The organism is Streptomyces sp. NBC_01723 (assembly GCF_036246005.1).
Taxonomy (GTDB): Bacteria; Actinomycetota; Actinomycetes; order Streptomycetales; family Streptomycetaceae; genus Streptomyces.
In genome coordinates this window covers 1,410,858-1,426,387 of the sequence record NZ_CP109171.1, presented here as the reverse complement: position 1 = coordinate 1,426,387, position 15,530 = coordinate 1,410,858, and the positions used below count along the sequence as shown (strand labels likewise).

Sequence of the window (15,530 nt, the reverse complement as noted above, 5' to 3'; positions counted from 1 at the left end):
AGGGGCGCGCGTGTTCGTCCGCGCGTGCCCCCGGGGAACGGGTGTTGGCCAGAAGGGGCCGCTCCGGGGTGATCGCCAGACCGTTCATATGTTCATCGAACGGTGCCCATACAGGGTGGTGCGGCACAATGGCCCTGCCCGAAGCAGGTCCGACTCACCAGTGACGGAATCGGCGTGATGAGCAAGACGACAGTGAAGGACGTCTCCACCGTGGCGGAGCCCGCGCCGGAACCCGCATCCGGAACACCGCGCATCGAGGGCGGCAGCCGCGCCTTCGCGCTGCTGCTGGTGATCACCGGCGCGGCCGGACTGCTCGCCGCGTGGGTCATCACGCTCGACAAGTTCAAGCTGCTCGAGGCCAAGGTCGCCGGGACGACCTTCACCCCCGGGTGCAGCCTCAACCCCGTCGTCTCCTGCGGCAGCGTCATGGAGAGCGACCAGGCGGCCGTCTTCGGCTTCCCCAACCCGATGCTGGGCCTGGTGACCTACGGCATCGTCGTCGCCGTCGGCGTGAGCCTGCTCGCCCGCGCCCGCTTCCCGCGCTGGTACTGGCTCACCTTCAACGCCGGCACGCTCTTCGGCGTGGGCTTCTGCACCTGGCTGCAGTTCCAGTCCCTGTACCGGATCAACGCGCTGTGCCTGTGGTGCTGCCTCGCCTGGGTCGCCACGATCCTGATGTTCTGGTACGTGACGTCCTTCAACGTCCGCAAGGGCTTCCTGCCCGCGCCGAGCTGGCTGCGCGGCTTCTTCGGCGAGTTCACCTGGGTCCTCCCGGTGCTGCACGTCGGCATCATCGGCATGATGATCCTGACGCGCTGGTGGGACTTCTGGACCAGCTGACCTGCCCCGCCGGGTTGTCAGTGCCGTGATTTAGGGTTCAGAGCGTGGAGCCCGACCTGTTCACCGCCGCAGCCGAAGAACGCCAGGAGAAGGACCCGACCGGCAGCCCCCTCGCCGTGCGGATGCGTCCGCGCACCCTCGACGAGGTCGTCGGCCAGCAGCACCTGCTCAAGCCCGGATCCCCCTTGCGCCGCCTGGTCGGCGAGGGCGGCTCCGGCCCCGCCGGTCCCTCCTCCGTCATCCTCTGGGGCCCGCCGGGCACCGGCAAGACCACCCTGGCGTACGTCGTGTCCAAGGCCACCAACAAGCGCTTCGTGGAGCTGTCCGCGATCACCGCGGGCGTCAAGGAGGTCCGCGCGGTCATCGACGGCGCCCGCCGCGCGGTCGGCGGGTACGGCAAGGAGACCGTCCTCTTCCTCGACGAGATCCACCGCTTCAGCAAGGCCCAGCAGGACTCCCTGCTCCCGGCCGTCGAGAACCGCTGGGTCACCCTGATCGCCGCCACCACCGAGAACCCGTACTTCTCGGTGATCTCCCCGCTGCTCTCCCGCTCCCTGCTGCTCACCCTGGAACCCCTCACCGACGACGACGTGCGGGGCCTGATCCGCCGCGCCCTGACCGACGAGCGCGGCCTCAAGGAGGCGGTGGGGCTGCCCGAGGACACCGAGGAGCACCTCCTGCGCATCGCGGGCGGCGACGCCCGCCGGGCCCTGACCGCCCTGGAGGCCGCTGCCGGGGCCGCGCTCGACAAGGGCGAGTCCGAGGTCTCCCTGACGACCCTGGAGGAGACGGTCGACCGGGCCGCGGTGAAGTACGACCGCGACGGCGACCAGCACTACGACGTCGCCAGCGCCCTGATCAAGTCCATCCGCGGCTCCGACGTGGACGCCGCGCTGCACTACCTGGCCCGGATGATCGAGGCCGGCGAGGACCCCCGCTTCATCGCCCGGCGCCTGATGATCTCCGCCAGCGAGGACATCGGCCTGGCCGACCCGAACGCACTGCCGGTCGCCGTCGCCGCCGCCCAGGCCGTCGCCATGATCGGCTTCCCGGAGGCCGCCCTCACCCTGAGCCACGCCACCATCGCCCTCGCCCTCGCTCCCAAGTCCAACGCCGCGACCACCGCCATCGGCGCCGCCCTGGACGACGTACGCAAGGGGCACGCCGGGCCGGTCCCCGCGCACCTGCGGGACAGCCACTACAAGGGCGCGGGCAAACTCGGCCACGGGCAGGGGTACGTGTATCCGCACGACCTGCCGGAGGGCATCGCCGCCCAGCAGTACGCCCCGGACGAGCTGAAGGACCGGACGTACTACGAGCCCACCCGGCACGGCGCCGAGGCCCGCTACGCGGACGCCGTGGAGTGGACCCGCGGACACCTCGGTCGCAAGCGGTCCTGAGCAGCCTGTAGAATCACCGGAAGCGCTGAGTCCCGTGCCGTCAGAACGGGACAACCAGCCGGAACCCTTCGGGGTTCCAGGAGCGTCGCGCACCGTCGATAGGTGTCGCGGGCAGCCCACCACCACCCGGAGTCCCGGGAGCGGCCGGTGGGCCACTCGCGTGCTGCACGTATGTGCCCAGACCAGGGAGCGGCTGCCCGACAGGTCCCGCGAGGGACCGGACGGGTTTCCCCGGCTGCGGATTGCGACCTCCCTCAACCCTGACAAGCCGGAAACCAGGAAAGAGACACAGACAGTGGCGAACCAGCCCCGCCCCAAGGTCAAGAAGTCGCGTGCCCTCGGCATCGCGCTGACCCCGAAGGCCGTCAAGTACTTCGAGGCCCGCCCCTACCCGCCGGGTGAGCACGGCCGCGGCCGCAAGCAGAACTCGGACTACAAGGTCCGTCTGCTGGAGAAGCAGCGTCTGCGCGCGCAGTACGACCTCAGCGAGCGCCAGCTCGTCCGCGCCTACGAGCGTGCCTCCAAGACCAACATGAAGACCGGCGAGGCCCTGGTCATCGAGCTCGAGCGCCGTCTCGACGCGCTGGTCCTGCGTTCGGGCATCGCCCGCACGATCTACCAGGCCCGCCAGATGGTCGTCCACGGCCACATCCAGGTCAACGGCCAGAAGGTCGACAAGCCGTCCTTCCGCGTCCGCCCGGACGACGTCGTGCAGGTGCGCGACCGCTCCAAGGAGAAGACGCTCTTCACCATCGCCCGCGAGGGTGGCTTCGCCCCCGACGGCGAGACCCCGCGCTACCTCCAGGTGAACCTCAAGGCCCTGGCGTTCCGCCTGGACCGCGAGCCGAACCGCAAGGAGATCCCGGTGATCTGCGACGAGCAGCTCGTCGTCGAGTACTACGCCCGCTGATCCCAGCCCCGGCGCAGTACCACCAGCGGTACCTCAGCCCGCCGTCTCCCCACCCCTACGGGTGGGCGGGGCGGCGGGCTTCGCCGTCCGCGCGCCCGGCGCGGCCCGCCGCCCCGTCCCGCGCGGCGCCGGCAGCGAGGCCCGCACCCCGGGCCTGCGCAGCGCCCGCGACACCGCCTCCGGGCGGCCGAGCAGCGCCCCGTGCCCCACGCACTCCTCGTACCGCTCGTCGCCCAACTGCTCCCGGGCGGCCGCCTCGCACAGCTCGTGCGGCGCGTTGTAGTGCGCCGAGCCGAACAGCCGCAGCCCCACCGAAGGCCACATCCGGCCCGCGGCGCCCTGGAGCACCGCGGCCTCCGCCGGGTCGCCCTCCGCCACCGTGACCAGCGCCAGCAGCTCCACCGCCAGCACCGAGCCCAGCTGGTCCCGGAAACCATGGGCGCCGCTCAGGCAGTCCGCCAGCAGCTCACGGGCGCGCATCGGGTCGCCCTCGCTCCAGGCCGCGTACGCCAGCACGTACAGGGCGTAGCCCCGGGCCCAGCGCTCGCCGTGGTCCTCGCAGACCCGGCGCACGTCCTCGCACAGGCGCACCGCGTCCGGCAGATCGCCCTGGAACGCCCGGGTCATCGCCAGCTCCACCTGGCCCATCAGGACGTTGCTGTTGAGTTCGCCGATCTCCTGGTAGCGCTCCAGCGCCGAGCGCAACAGCCGCTCCGCGCGCGGCATGTCGTCCGTCACCAGCGCCAGACAGCCGGCGCGGTGCTCCGCGTACGCCACCGCCGTGGGGTTCGCCGACCGCTCCGCCTCCTCGCGGCACTCCTGGAGCGCCGCCAGCGCGGGCACCGTGTCGCCCTGGAGGATCGCCACGTAGGCAAGCACCCACAACGCCTTCAGCCGGGACTGCTCGCCCGCCGTGGGCTCCGCGTCGAGCCGCACCGCCTGCTCCAGCCAGCGCCGGCCCTCCGACAGCCGCCCGCAGCCCACCCAGTGGAACCACAGGGCACCGGCCAGATACTGGCCCAGGTGCGCCCCGTCCGGCTCGGTCAGGCAGTGCTCCAGGGCGCTGCGCAGGTTCGGCAGCTCCGCGTCCACCCGCGCGGCGACCTCGCCCTGGCGCGGTGAGAACCACTCCAGCTCGCACCATGTCGCCAGACCCACGTACCAGTCCCGGTGCCGCCGCCGCAGCCGGGCCGCGTCGCCCATCGCCTCCAGCCAGTCGGCGCCGTACGCCCGGACCGTGTCGAGCATCCGGTAGCGCACCCCCGCCGGGGTCTCCTCGCGGGCCAGCACGGACTGCGCGAGCAGTGCCGAGAGCACGTCGAGGACGTCCCCGGCGGGCAGCCCGTCGCCGCTGCACACGTACTCGGCGGCCTCCAGGTCGAACGGCCCGGTGAACACCGACAGCCGGGCCCACAGCAGGCGCTCCTGAGGCGTGCACAGCTCGTGGCTCCAGCCGATCGCCGTGCGCAGCGTCCGGTGCCGGGGGAGCGCGCTGCGGTCGCCGCCGGTCAGCAGCCGGAAGCGGTCGTCGAGCCGTTGCAGCACCTGCCGCGGCGACAGCGCGCCGAGCCGCCCCGCCGCCAGTTCGATCGCCAGCGGGATCCCGTCCAGACGCCGGCACAGCTCGCGCATCTCGCCCCCGTCCCCGTGGTCACCACCCTCCGGCCGGCGCGGCACGTTCCGCTGCCTGGCCCGGACCGTCAGCAGTTCCAGCGCCTCCTCAGGGCCCAGCGGCGCCAGCGGAACCAGCAGCTCCCCGGCCACGCCCAGCGGCCGGCGTCCCACCGCCAGCACCCGCAGCCCCGGCGCGCGGCCCAGCAGGTCGGTCACCAGCCCGGCACAGGCGTCGACCAGGTGCTCGACCCCGTCCAGGAGCAGCAGCAGGTCCCGCTCGCCGAGGTAGGTGAACAGGGTCTCGCGCGGCAGCCGGGTCGTGTGGTCGGTCAGGCCCAGCGCCTCCACGACCGCGTAGTCGACGAACTCCGCGTCCCGCACCGGTGCCAGCTCCACCCGCCACACCCCGTCCCGGGGTGCGCGCCCGGCGCCCGCCCGCGCGGCGAGCCGTGACTTGCCGGCGCCGCCGGCGCCGGTGACGGTCACCAGCCGCCCGGCGTCCAGCGCCCGGCCCAGCTGTGCGAGCTCCCTCCCTCTCCCCACGAAACTGTCGAGTTCCAGCGGGAGGTTGCCGGGCGGGACGCCGTCGCGCCGATGGTCTCGCATAAGACACGGAGCGTACTGAACCGTATTCACTCCGTACAATCGCTTCACGCAACTCGACCGGATCGCGCCGCGCGCCGACGGAATCCGGTACGGAGCGCCGCGTGCGGCGCGATAGGCTCGGTGCACGACTTTCCCGATGTTCAGGCACGTCTTTCAGGGAGCGGGTGCACACAGTGTCCGGTGGCGAGGTGGCCGGGATCCTGGTGGCGGTCTTCTGGGCGATCCTGGTCTCCTTCCTCGCCGTCGCGCTGGCGAGGCTGGCCCAGACGCTCAGGGCGACCACCAAGCTGGTGGCGGACGTGACCGACCAGGCCGTCCCGCTGCTGTCCGACGCCTCGTCGGCGGTGCGCTCCGCGCAGACCCAGATCGACCGGGTCGACGCGATCGCCTCCGACGTCCAGGAGGTCACGTCGAACGCCTCCGCCCTGTCCACCACCGTGGCCTCCACCTTCGGCGGCCCGCTGGTCAAGGTCGCGGCGTTCGGATACGGCGTGCGCCGGGCACTCGGCGGTCGCAAGGACGACCTGCCCGCCGGGCCGGCCAGGGAACGGCGCACCGTGATCGTGGGCCGTACGATTCCGGCCGCGCGGCGGACGAAGCGGAAGAAGGACTGATCCAGCGATGTTCCGCCGTACCTTCTGGTTCGGCACCGGCATGGCCGCCGGTGTCTGGGCCACCACCAAGGTCAACCGGAAGCTCAAGCAGCTGACCCCCGACAGCCTCGCCGCGACCGCGGCCAACAAGGCGCTAGACGCGGGCACCCGGCTCAAGGACCGCGCGGTCGGCTTCGCCCTCGACGTCCGCGACAACATGGCCCAGCGGGAGGCCGAACTGGACGACGCGCTCGGGCTGAACGCCCCCGTCGACCGCGAACTCCCCGCACCCCGGCGCCGCAACGCCATCGAGAACAACCCGACGTACGTCGACAGGACGACGTACTCGTACAACCGGAATGAGGACCACTGATGGAGTCGGCCGAGATTCGCCGCCGCTGGTTGAGCTTCTTCGAGGAGCGCGGTCACACCGTGGTCCCTTCGGCGTCGCTCATCGCGGACGACCCGACTCTGCTGCTGGTCCCGGCCGGCATGGTGCCGTTCAAGCCTTACTTCCTGGGTGAGGTCAAGCCGCCCTTCGACCGCGCCACGAGCGTGCAGAAGTGCGTGCGCACGCCCGACATCGAAGAGGTCGGCAAGACCACGCGCCACGGCACGTTCTTCCAGATGTGCGGCAATTTCTCCTTCGGCGACTACTTCAAGGAAGGCGCCATCAAGTACGCCTGGGAGCTGCTCACCAGCCCCCAGGACAAGGGCGGTTACGGCCTCGACCCCGAGCGCCTGTGGATCACCGTCTACAAGGACGACGACGAGGCCGAGCGCATCTGGCACGACGTCGTGGGCGTGCCCACCGAGCGCATCCAGCGCCTCGGCAAGAAGGACAACTACTGGTCCATGGGCGTCCCCGGCCCCTGCGGCCCCTGCTCCGAGATCAACTACGACCGCGGCCCCGCGTTCGGCGTCGAGGGCGGCCCCGCCGTCAACGACGAGCGGTACGTGGAGATCTGGAACCTCGTCTTCATGCAGTACGAGCGGGGCGAGGGGATCGGCAAGGAGGAGTTCGAGATCCTCGGCGAGCTGCCGAGCAAGAACATCGACACGGGCCTCGGCCTGGAGCGCCTCGCCATGATTCTGCAGGGCGTGCAGAACATGTACGAGATCGACACCTCCATGGCGGTCATCGACAAGGCCACCGAACTGACCGGCGTGGCCTACGGCGACGCCCACGACTCGGACGTCTCCCTGCGCGTGGTCACCGACCACATGCGCACCTCCGTGATGCTCATCGGTGACGGCGTCACCCCCGGCAACGAGGGCCGCGGCTACGTGCTGCGCCGCATCATGCGCCGCGCCATCCGCAACATGCGGCTGCTCGGCGCCACCGGCCCGGTCGTCAAGGACCTGATCGACGTCGTGATCGGCATGATGGGGCAGCAGTACCCCGAGCTGATCACCGACCGGGAGCGGATCGAGAAGGTCGCGCTCGCCGAGGAGAACGCCTTCCTCAAGACGCTGAAGGCCGGCACCAACATCCTCGACACCGCCGTCAGCGACACCAAGGCCGGCGGCGGCACGGTGCTCGCCGGCGACAAGGCCTTCCTGCTCCACGACACCTGGGGCTTCCCGATCGACCTCACCCTGGAGATGGCCGCCGAGCAGGGCCTGTCCGTGGACGAGGACGGCTTCCGCCGCCTGATGAAGGAGCAGCGGGAGCGCGCCAAGGCCGACGCCCAGGCCAAGAAGACCGGGCACGCCGGCGCCGGCGCCTACCGCGCGATCGCCGACCAGGCCGGTGCCACCGACTTCGTCGGCTACAGCCACACCGAGAGCGAGTCCACCATCGTCGGCATCCTCGTCGACGGCGCCTCCTCCCCGGCCGCCACCGAGGGCGACGAGGTCGAGGTCGTGCTGGACCGCACCCCGTTCTACGCCGAGGGCGGCGGCCAGATCGGCGACACCGGCCGGATCCGGGTCGACACCGGCGCCGTGATCGAGGTCCGGGACTGCCAGAAGCCGGTCCCCGGCGTGTACGTCCACAAGGGCGTCGTCCAGGTCGGCGAGGTCACCGTCGGTGCCAAGGCCCACGCCTCCATCGACGACCGGCGCCGCCACGCCATCGCCCGCGCCCACTCGGCCACCCACCTCACGCACCAGGCCCTGCGCGACGCCCTCGGCCCGACGGCCGCCCAGGCCGGTTCCGAGAACCAGCCCGGCCGCTTCCGCTTCGACTTCGGCTCGCCCTCCGCCGTGCCGACGGCCGTGATGACCGACGTCGAGCAGAAGATCAACGAGGTACTCGCGCGCGATCTCGACGTGCAGGCCGAGGTCATGGGCATCGACGAGGCCAAGAAGCAGGGCGCCATCGCCGAGTTCGGCGAGAAGTACGGCGAGCGGGTGCGGGTCGTCACCATCGGCGACTTCTCCAAGGAGCTGTGCGGCGGCACTCACGTGCACAACACCGCCCAGCTCGGCCTGGTCAAGCTGCTCGGCGAGTCGTCCATCGGCTCGGGCGTGCGCCGCATCGAGGCCCTGGTCGGCGTGGACGCCTACAACTTCCTCGCCCGTGAGCACACGGTCGTCGCCCAGCTCCAGGAGCTGATCAAGGGCCGCCCGGAGGAACTGCCGGAGAAGGTCTCCGCGATGCTCGGCAAGCTCAAGGACGCCGAGAAGGAGATCGAGAAGTTCCGCGCGGAGAAGGTCCTCCAGGCCGCCGCCGGACTCGCCGAGTCCGCCAAGGACGTGCGCGGCGTGGCCCTGGTGACCGGGCAGGTCCCGGACGGCACCACCGCCGACGACCTGCGCAAGCTGGTCCTCGACGTGCGCGGCCGCATCCAGGGCGGCCGGGCCGCGGTCGTGGCCCTGTTCACGACGGTCAACGGCAAGCCGCTGACCGTCATCGCCACCAACGACGCCGCCCGCGAGCGCGGCCTCAAGGCGGGCGACCTGGTGCGCACCGCCGCCAAGACCCTCGGCGGCGGCGGTGGCGGCAAGCCGGACGTCGCCCAGGGCGGCGGCCAGAATCCGGCCGCCATCGGCGACGCCGTGGACGCCGTGGAGCGCCTCGTGGCGGACACCGCCAAGTGAACGGTCCGGAGCACCCTCAGGTGGGGGACCAGGCGGAGGGCCCGGCCATGCGCCGCGGCCGCCGCCTGGCCGTCGACGTCGGGGACGCCCGGATCGGGGTCGCCTCCTGCGACCCCGACGGGATCCTCGCCACACCGGTGGAGACCGTCCCCGGACGCGACGTGCCCGCCGCGCACCGCAGGCTCAGGCTGCTGGTGGAGGAGTACGACCCGATCGAGGTCGTCGTCGGTCTCCCGCGCTCCCTCAAGGGGGGCGAGGGCCCGGCCGCGGCCAAGGTGCGGCGCTTCGCGCAGGAGCTGGCCCGGGGCATCGCGCCGGTGCCGGTCAGGCTCGTCGACGAGCGCATGACCACGGTGACCGCCACCCAGGGGCTGCGCGCCTCGGGCGTGAAGTCCAAGAAGGGCCGCTCCGTCATCGACCAGGCCGCCGCTGTGATCATCCTCCAGCAGGCGCTGGAATCCGAACGGGTGTCAGGCAGACCACCCGGCGAGGGCGTCGAAGTGGTCATCTGATCGCGATACGGTAACGTTCCGCGCGATGCGGAGGCATTCGAACAGCCACCGCACAGCAAGAGGCGGAACGGAAGCAGGCCCTCGTTCACAGGCCCCGCCCCCCGTCCCCTCGCGGCTCTAGGGGATCGATGACTGACTATGGCCGGGGCCCAGGCTCCGAACCGTGGCATCCGGAGGACCCGTTGTACGGGGACGGCGGATGGGGAGGACAGCAGGCCCACGCGGGCGGGCAGTCCCCCTACGGCGGCCAGCCACAGTATCCGGAGCAGCAGCACGCCCAGCAGCAGTACGCCGACTGGAGCGACGGCGGCCAGTCCGCGTACGGCAACCAGCCCCAGTACGACGAGTACGGGCGGCAGCACCCCGAGCCGCAGTACGACCAGTACGGTCAGCCGCAGTACGACCAGCGGCAGTATGACCAGCAGCAGTACTGCCAGCAGTACGCGCCCCAGGCGCACCCCCAGCAGGGATACGACAACGGCAACTGGGACACCGGCGCGCATCCCCACGCGCAGTACCCGGGCGACCCGTCGGACCCCTACGGCCGGCAGCCCGCCGGCTACCCGGCCGAACAGCCCGACTTCTACGGCACGCCGGAGGCGTATCCCCCGCCTGAGCCGCCCGGCCGCCGGCGCACCGAGCCCGAGCCGCAGCGCACCGACTGGGACCCCGGACCCGACGAGGGCGAACACGCGTTCTTCGCCGGCCGGGACGCCGACAGCGACGACGACCCGGCGGACGACGGCCGCGACGACCGCAGGGGGCGTGGCGGCAAGCCGAAGAAACGTCGCAGCGGATGTGCCTGCCTGGTGGTCTGCCTGGTGCTGGGCGGCGGTGTCGCGGGCGTCGGCTATTTCGGCTACCAGTTCTACCAGGACCGTTTCGGCGCCGCCCCGAACTTCGCGGGCGACGGCAACGGCGAGGAAGTCACCGTCACCATCCCCAAGGGCGCGGGCGGCTCCACGATCGGCCAGGAGCTGAAGCGGCAGGGCGTGGTGAAGAGCGTCGACGCCTTCATCGCCGCCCAGCAGAGCAACCCCCGCGGCAAGAGCATCCAGGACGGCGTGTACACGCTGCAGAAGGAGATGTCCGCCGAGAGCGCGGTCGAACTCCTGCTCAGCCCCGGCAGCCGCAGCAACCTGATCATCGCCGAGGGCAGGCGCAACGTCGACGTCTACAAGCTGATCGACAAGCGCCTCGGAGTGAAGGAAGGCACCACCGCCAAGGTCGCCAAGACCGAGTCGGACAGCCTGGGCCTGCCCGACTGGGCGCTGAACCACAAGAACGTCAAGGACCCCCTGGAGGGCTTCCTCTACCCGTCCAGCTACTCGGCGGCCAAGGGCCAGAAGCCCGAGGACGTGCTGAAGCAGATGGTGTCCCGGGCCAGCGAGCAGTACCAGCGGATCGGCCTGGAGGAGAAGGCGGAGGGCCTGGGCCTCAAGGGTCCGTGGGAACTGCTCACGGTCGCGAGCCTCTTGCAGGCGGAGGGCAAGACCCACGACGACTTCCGCAAGATGTCCGAGGTCATCTACAACCGGCTCAAGCCCACCAACACCGAGACGAACCAGAAGCTCCAGTTCGACTCGTCCTTCAACTATCTCAAGGGCCAGAGCAACATCAACATCAGCGAGTCCGAGATCAACAGCAACACGGACCCGTACAACACCTACACCAACAAGGGCCTGCCGCCCGGACCCATCGGCAACCCCGGCGAAGAAGCCCTGCAAGCCGCCCTGAACCCCACGACCGACGGCTGGATCTACTTCGTGGCCACGGACGGCGTGGCCAAGACCGAGTTCGCCAAGACGCACGACGAGTTCTTGAAGCTGAAGGAAAAGTTCGATGCCAGCTCCGGCAACTGACCGTCGCCGGGCCGCCGTTCTCGGCTCCCCGATCGCCCACTCACTCTCGCCGGTACTGCACCGCACCGCCTACGCGGAGCTGGGGCTGGCGGACTGGACGTACGAGAGCTTCGACGTCGACGAGGCGACGCTGCCCGGCTTCCTCGAAGAGCTGGGGCCCGAGTGGGCGGGGCTGTCGCTGACGATGCCGCTCAAGCGGGCGGTGATCCCGCTGCTCGACGGCATCAGCGAGACGGCGGCCTCCGTGGACGCGGTCAACACCGTCGTCCTCACCGACGACGGCCGCAGGACCGGCGACAACACCGACATCCCCGGCATGGTCGCCGCCCTGCGCGAGCACGGCATCGAGAAGGTCGAGACCGCGGCGGTCCTGGGCGCAGGCGCCACCGCGTCCTCCGCGCTCGCCGCCCTGGCCCGGATCTGCACCGGCGAGATCACCGTCTACGTCCGCAGCGCGGCGCGCGCCGCCGAGATGCGCGGCTGGGCGGAACGCCTCGACATCGGTGTGCGCGTCGCGGACTGGGCGGACGCCGAGGAGGCGCTGCACGCCCCGCTGGTCGTGGCCACCACCCCGGCCGGCACCACCGACGCCCTCGCCGCGGCGGTCCCGGAGATGCCCGCCACCCTCTTCGACGTGCTCTACGACCCCTGGCCCACCGCGCTGGCCGCCCGCTGGTCACTGTCCGGCGGCGCCGTCGTCAGCGGCCTCGACCTGCTCGTCCACCAGGCGGTCCTCCAGGTGGAGCGGATGACGGGCCGCGCGCCCGCCCCCCTCGCCGCCATGCGAAAAGCGGGAGAACGCGCGCTCGCGGACCGTTAGGATCCGTCCGGTTCCGCAGGGGGCGGAACGGGAGGGGAAGAACGACCCATGGACACCGGTGTGCCGCTGGCCTCCGTCAAGACCCAGATCTTCGAAGCCGTACTGGGCTTCCTGCCCGACTGGGTGCAGATCACGGTGCTCGCGCTGATCGTGCTCGCCGTCGTCGCGAGCTGGGTGATCAAGCTCAAGCGCAGGATCGACCGCCGCCGCGCGCCGAGCCCCGGGCACCCCGTCACCGCGCCGGCACCGTACGCCCAGGGCAGCGGCGCCGACTACCTGGGGCCGTACGCTCCGCCGCAGCGGCGGGAGAGCGGCGCCGACTTCCTCGGCTCCTACGCCCCGGCGCGGGGGCAGGGGGACGGGCCCGCCTGACCGGCCCCGTCCGGTCCATGGACCGGCGGGCGGTCCGGACCGCCGGACGTGGGAGGATCGAAGGTGGCGGACCGGGGCCGCGCACCCGGTCGAGCCGTCGCCGTACGCGGAGAAGGCGCGTACGCAGGCATACCGGGGCGCGAGCACTGAGGAGCACCGTTGAGCAGGTTGCGCTGGCTGACCGCGGGGGAGTCCCACGGTCCCGCACTCGTGGCGACGCTGGAGGGACTGCCCGCCGGCGTGCCGATCACCACGGACATGGTGGCGGACCATCTGGCGAGGCGTCGGCTCGGCTATGGACGCGGTGCCCGGATGAAGTTCGAGCGCGACGAGGTCACCTTCCTCGGCGGCGTCCGGCACGGCCTGACGATGGGTTCCCCGGTCGCCGTGATGGTGGGCAACACCGAGTGGCCCAAGTGGGAGCAGGTCATGGCGGCCGACCCGGTCGACCCGGAGGTGCTGGCCGGCCTGGCGCGCAACGCCCCGCTGACCCGGCCCCGCCCCGGCCACGCCGACCTCGCGGGCATGCAGAAGTACGGCTTCGACGAGGCCCGCCCGATCCTGGAGCGTGCCTCCGCGCGGGAGACGGCCGCCCGCGTGGCGCTCGGCGCCGTGGCGCGGTCGTACCTCAAGGAGACGACCGGCGTCGAGATCGTCAGCCACGTCGTCGAGCTGGCCGCGGCGAAGGCCCCCCACGGCGTGTACCCGACGCCGGCCGACGTCGAGAAGCTGGACGCCGACCCGGTGCGCTGCCTGGACGCGGACGCCTCGAAGGCGATGGTCGCCGAGATCGACCAGGCCCACAAGGACGGCGACACCCTCGGCGGCGTCGTCGAGATCCTCGCCTACGGCGTGCCGGTGGGCCTCGGCTCCCACGTCCACTGGGACCGCAAGCTCGACGCCCGGCTCGCGGGCGCGCTCATGGGCATCCAGGCGATCAAGGGCGTCGAGATCGGCGACGGCTTCGAGCTGGCCCGCGTGCCCGGTTCCCAGGCCCACGACGAGATCGTGAACACGCCCGAGGGTCTTCGTCGCGTCTCCGGCCGCTCCGGCGGCACCGAGGGCGGCCTCACCACCGGTGAGCTGCTGCGGGTGCGCGCCGCGATGAAGCCGATCGCGACCGTGCCGCGCGCCCTGAAGACCGTGGACGTGACCACCGGCGAGGCCACGCAGGCGCACCACCAGCGCTCCGACGTGTCCGCCGTGCCGGCCGCCGGAATCGTCGCCGAGGCCATGGTGGCCCTCGTGCTCGCGGACGCCGTCGCGGAGAAGTTCGGCGGCGACTCGGTCGTCGAGACCCGCCGCAACGTGACCTCGTACCTCGACGCCCTGGCCATCCGATGAGCGGGGCCCCGCTGGTCGTCCTCGTCGGACCGATGGGCGTGGGCAAGTCCACCGTCGGACAACTGCTGGCCGAGCGGCTCGGCGTGGGCTACCGGGACACCGACGAGGACATCGTCTCCGCCCAGGGGCGCAGCATCGCCGAGATCTTCGTGGACGAGGGCGAGCCCGTCTTCCGGGAACTGGAGAAGAACGCCGTGCGTACGGCGCTCACCGGGCACGACGGCGTGCTCGCCCTCGGCGGCGGCGCGATCCTGGACGCGGACACGCGTGCCCTGCTCGCCGGGCAGCGGGTCGTCTACCTCTCCATGGCCGTTGACGAGGCCGTCAAACGGACCGGCCTGAACGCCGCGCGTCCACTGCTGGCGGTCAACCCGCGCAAGCAGTGGCGCGAACTGATGGAGGCCCGTCGGCACCTGTACGAGGAGGCGGCCACGGTGGTCGTGGCCACCGACGGCCGCACGCCCGAGGAAGTCACCCAAGCCGCGCTGGACGCACTGGAGTTGAAGGAAGCATGAGCGAGGCAGTCACCCGGATCCGGATCGACGGCACCGCCGGGTCCGAGCCCTACGAGGTCCTGGTGGGCCGTCAGCTCCTCGGCGAGCTGGGCGGCCTGATCGGCGACCGCGCCAAGCGGGTCGCGGTGATCCACCCCGAGGCGCTCGCCGAGACCGGTGACGCCCTGCGCGCCGACCTCGCCGAGCAGGGCTACGAGGCGGTCGCCATCCAGGTGCCCAACGCCGAGGAGGCCAAGACCGCGGAGGTCGCCGCCTACTGCTGGAAGGCGCTCGGCCAGTCCGGGTTCACCCGCACCGACGTCATCATCGGTGTCGGCGGCGGCGCCAGCACCGACCTCGCCGGGTTCGTGGCCGCGACCTGGCTGCGCGGGGTGCGCTGGATCGCCGTCCCCACCACCGTGCTGGCCATGGTGGACGCGGCCGTCGGCGGCAAGACCGGCATCAACACCGCCGAGGGCAAGAACCTCGTCGGCTCCTTCCACCCGCCGGCCGGTGTCCTGTGCGACCTGGCCGCCCTGGACTCGCTGCCGGTCAACGACTACGTCTCCGGGCTGGCCGAGGTCATCAAGGCCGGCTTCATCGCCGACCCGGTGATCCTGGACCTGATCGAGTCCGACCCGCAGGCCGCGCGGACCCCGGCCGGACCGCACACCGCCGAGCTGATCGTGCGGTCCATCAAGGTCAAGGCCGAGGTCGTCTCCTCCGACCTGAAGGAGGCCGGCCTCCGGGAGATCCTCAACTACGGCCACACCCTCGGCCACGCCATCGAGAAGAACGAGCGCTACAAGTGGCGGCACGGCGCCGCCGTCGCGGTCGGCATGCACTTCGCCGCCGAACTGGGGCGCCTCGCGGGCCGCCTGGACGACGCCACCGCCGACCGGCACCGCACCATCCTCGAAGCGGTCGGCCTGCCGCTGCACTACCGCCACGACCAGTGGCCCAAGCTCGTCGAGAACATGAGGGTCGACAAGAAGTCGCGCGGCGACCTGCTCCGCTTCATCGTCCTGGACGGACTCGCCAAGCCCACCGTGCTGGAGGGTCCCGACCCGGCCGTCCTGCTCGCCGCCTACGGCGAGGTGGGCGAGTAGTACCCCGGT

At 71.6% G+C, this 15,530-nt stretch carries 14 protein-coding genes; 13 read left to right on the top strand and 1 reads right to left on the bottom strand.

Features of this window, described 5'->3' with window-relative positions; all coding sequences use genetic code 11:
- Positions 1–177: 177 nt before the first annotated feature.
- The 3 genes from OIE75_RS06765 (at position 178) to rpsD (ending at position 3,150) form a co-directional block, all read left to right on the top strand.
- Positions 178–840 carry a vitamin K epoxide reductase family protein gene (locus OIE75_RS06765; protein ID WP_329469967.1) on the top strand — a complete coding sequence of 221 codons (663 nt, stop codon included), beginning with the start codon at positions 178–180 and terminating at the stop codon, positions 838–840.
- A 44-nt stretch (positions 841–884) separates the two neighbouring features.
- Entirely contained in the window at positions 885–2,240 is a 1,356-nt protein-coding gene (locus OIE75_RS06760; protein ID WP_329469966.1) for a replication-associated recombination protein A, read from the top strand.
- 295 nt (positions 2,241–2,535) lie between these two features.
- Positions 2,536–3,150, top strand: coding sequence for a 30S ribosomal protein S4 (gene rpsD / locus OIE75_RS06755; protein ID WP_031035730.1), 615 nt, complete (start codon positions 2,536–2,538; stop codon positions 3,148–3,150).
- A 33-nt stretch (positions 3,151–3,183) separates the two neighbouring features.
- Here the strand turns inward: rpsD and OIE75_RS06750 are convergent, their stop codons facing one another.
- A complete protein-coding gene (locus tag OIE75_RS06750) occupies positions 3,184–5,370 on the bottom strand; it encodes an ATP-binding protein (RefSeq protein ID WP_329469965.1) in 2,187 nt (728 codons plus the stop codon).
- A 164-nt stretch (positions 5,371–5,534) separates the two neighbouring features.
- On the opposite strand from OIE75_RS06750, the gene OIE75_RS06745 reads away from it, so the two are divergent.
- From OIE75_RS06745 to aroB, 10 genes are all read left to right on the top strand, one after another.
- The gene (locus OIE75_RS06745; RefSeq protein ID WP_125490934.1) at positions 5,535–5,984 is read left to right on the top strand and encodes a DUF948 domain-containing protein; all 450 of its coding nucleotides are present in this window, start codon (positions 5,535–5,537) and stop codon (positions 5,982–5,984) included.
- Positions 5,985–5,991: 7 nt separating this feature from the next.
- On the top strand, positions 5,992–6,336 hold the full coding sequence (locus OIE75_RS06740; RefSeq protein WP_125490935.1) for a hypothetical protein: 345 nt from the start codon (positions 5,992–5,994) through the stop codon (positions 6,334–6,336).
- Positions 6,336–9,008 carry an alanine--tRNA ligase gene (alaS, locus tag OIE75_RS06735; RefSeq protein WP_329469961.1) on the top strand — a complete coding sequence of 891 codons (2,673 nt, stop codon included), beginning with the start codon at positions 6,336–6,338 and terminating at the stop codon, positions 9,006–9,008. Before OIE75_RS06740 ends, alaS begins: the two co-directional genes overlap by 1 nt.
- A gap of 47 nt (positions 9,009–9,055) precedes the next feature.
- The gene (gene ruvX / locus OIE75_RS06730; protein WP_307017783.1) at positions 9,056–9,520 is read left to right on the top strand and encodes a Holliday junction resolvase RuvX; all 465 of its coding nucleotides are present in this window, start codon (positions 9,056–9,058) and stop codon (positions 9,518–9,520) included.
- A gap of 128 nt (positions 9,521–9,648) precedes the next feature.
- Complete coding sequence (gene mltG / locus OIE75_RS06725) at positions 9,649–11,382, top strand: endolytic transglycosylase MltG (RefSeq protein WP_329469960.1); 1,734 nt, start codon at positions 9,649–9,651, stop codon at positions 11,380–11,382.
- Positions 11,363–12,202: a shikimate dehydrogenase gene (locus tag OIE75_RS06720; protein ID WP_329469959.1), complete on the top strand. Its 840-nt coding sequence runs from the start codon at positions 11,363–11,365 to the stop codon at positions 12,200–12,202. Before mltG ends, OIE75_RS06720 begins: the two co-directional genes overlap by 20 nt.
- A 48-nt stretch (positions 12,203–12,250) precedes the next feature.
- Positions 12,251–12,574, top strand: coding sequence for a hypothetical protein (locus OIE75_RS06715; protein ID WP_307010534.1), 324 nt, complete (start codon positions 12,251–12,253; stop codon positions 12,572–12,574).
- A 159-nt stretch (positions 12,575–12,733) separates the two neighbouring features.
- A complete protein-coding gene (gene aroC / locus OIE75_RS06710; RefSeq protein WP_329469958.1) occupies positions 12,734–13,918 on the top strand; it encodes a chorismate synthase in 1,185 nt (394 codons plus the stop codon).
- Positions 13,915–14,433, top strand: coding sequence for a shikimate kinase (locus OIE75_RS06705; protein WP_161327852.1), 519 nt, complete (start codon positions 13,915–13,917; stop codon positions 14,431–14,433). The genes aroC and OIE75_RS06705 overlap by 4 nt, the downstream gene beginning before the upstream one ends.
- Positions 14,430–15,521, top strand: coding sequence for a 3-dehydroquinate synthase (aroB, locus tag OIE75_RS06700; RefSeq protein ID WP_307010531.1), 1,092 nt, complete (start codon positions 14,430–14,432; stop codon positions 15,519–15,521). The genes OIE75_RS06705 and aroB overlap by 4 nt, the downstream gene beginning before the upstream one ends.
- Positions 15,522–15,530: the final 9 nt, after the last annotated feature.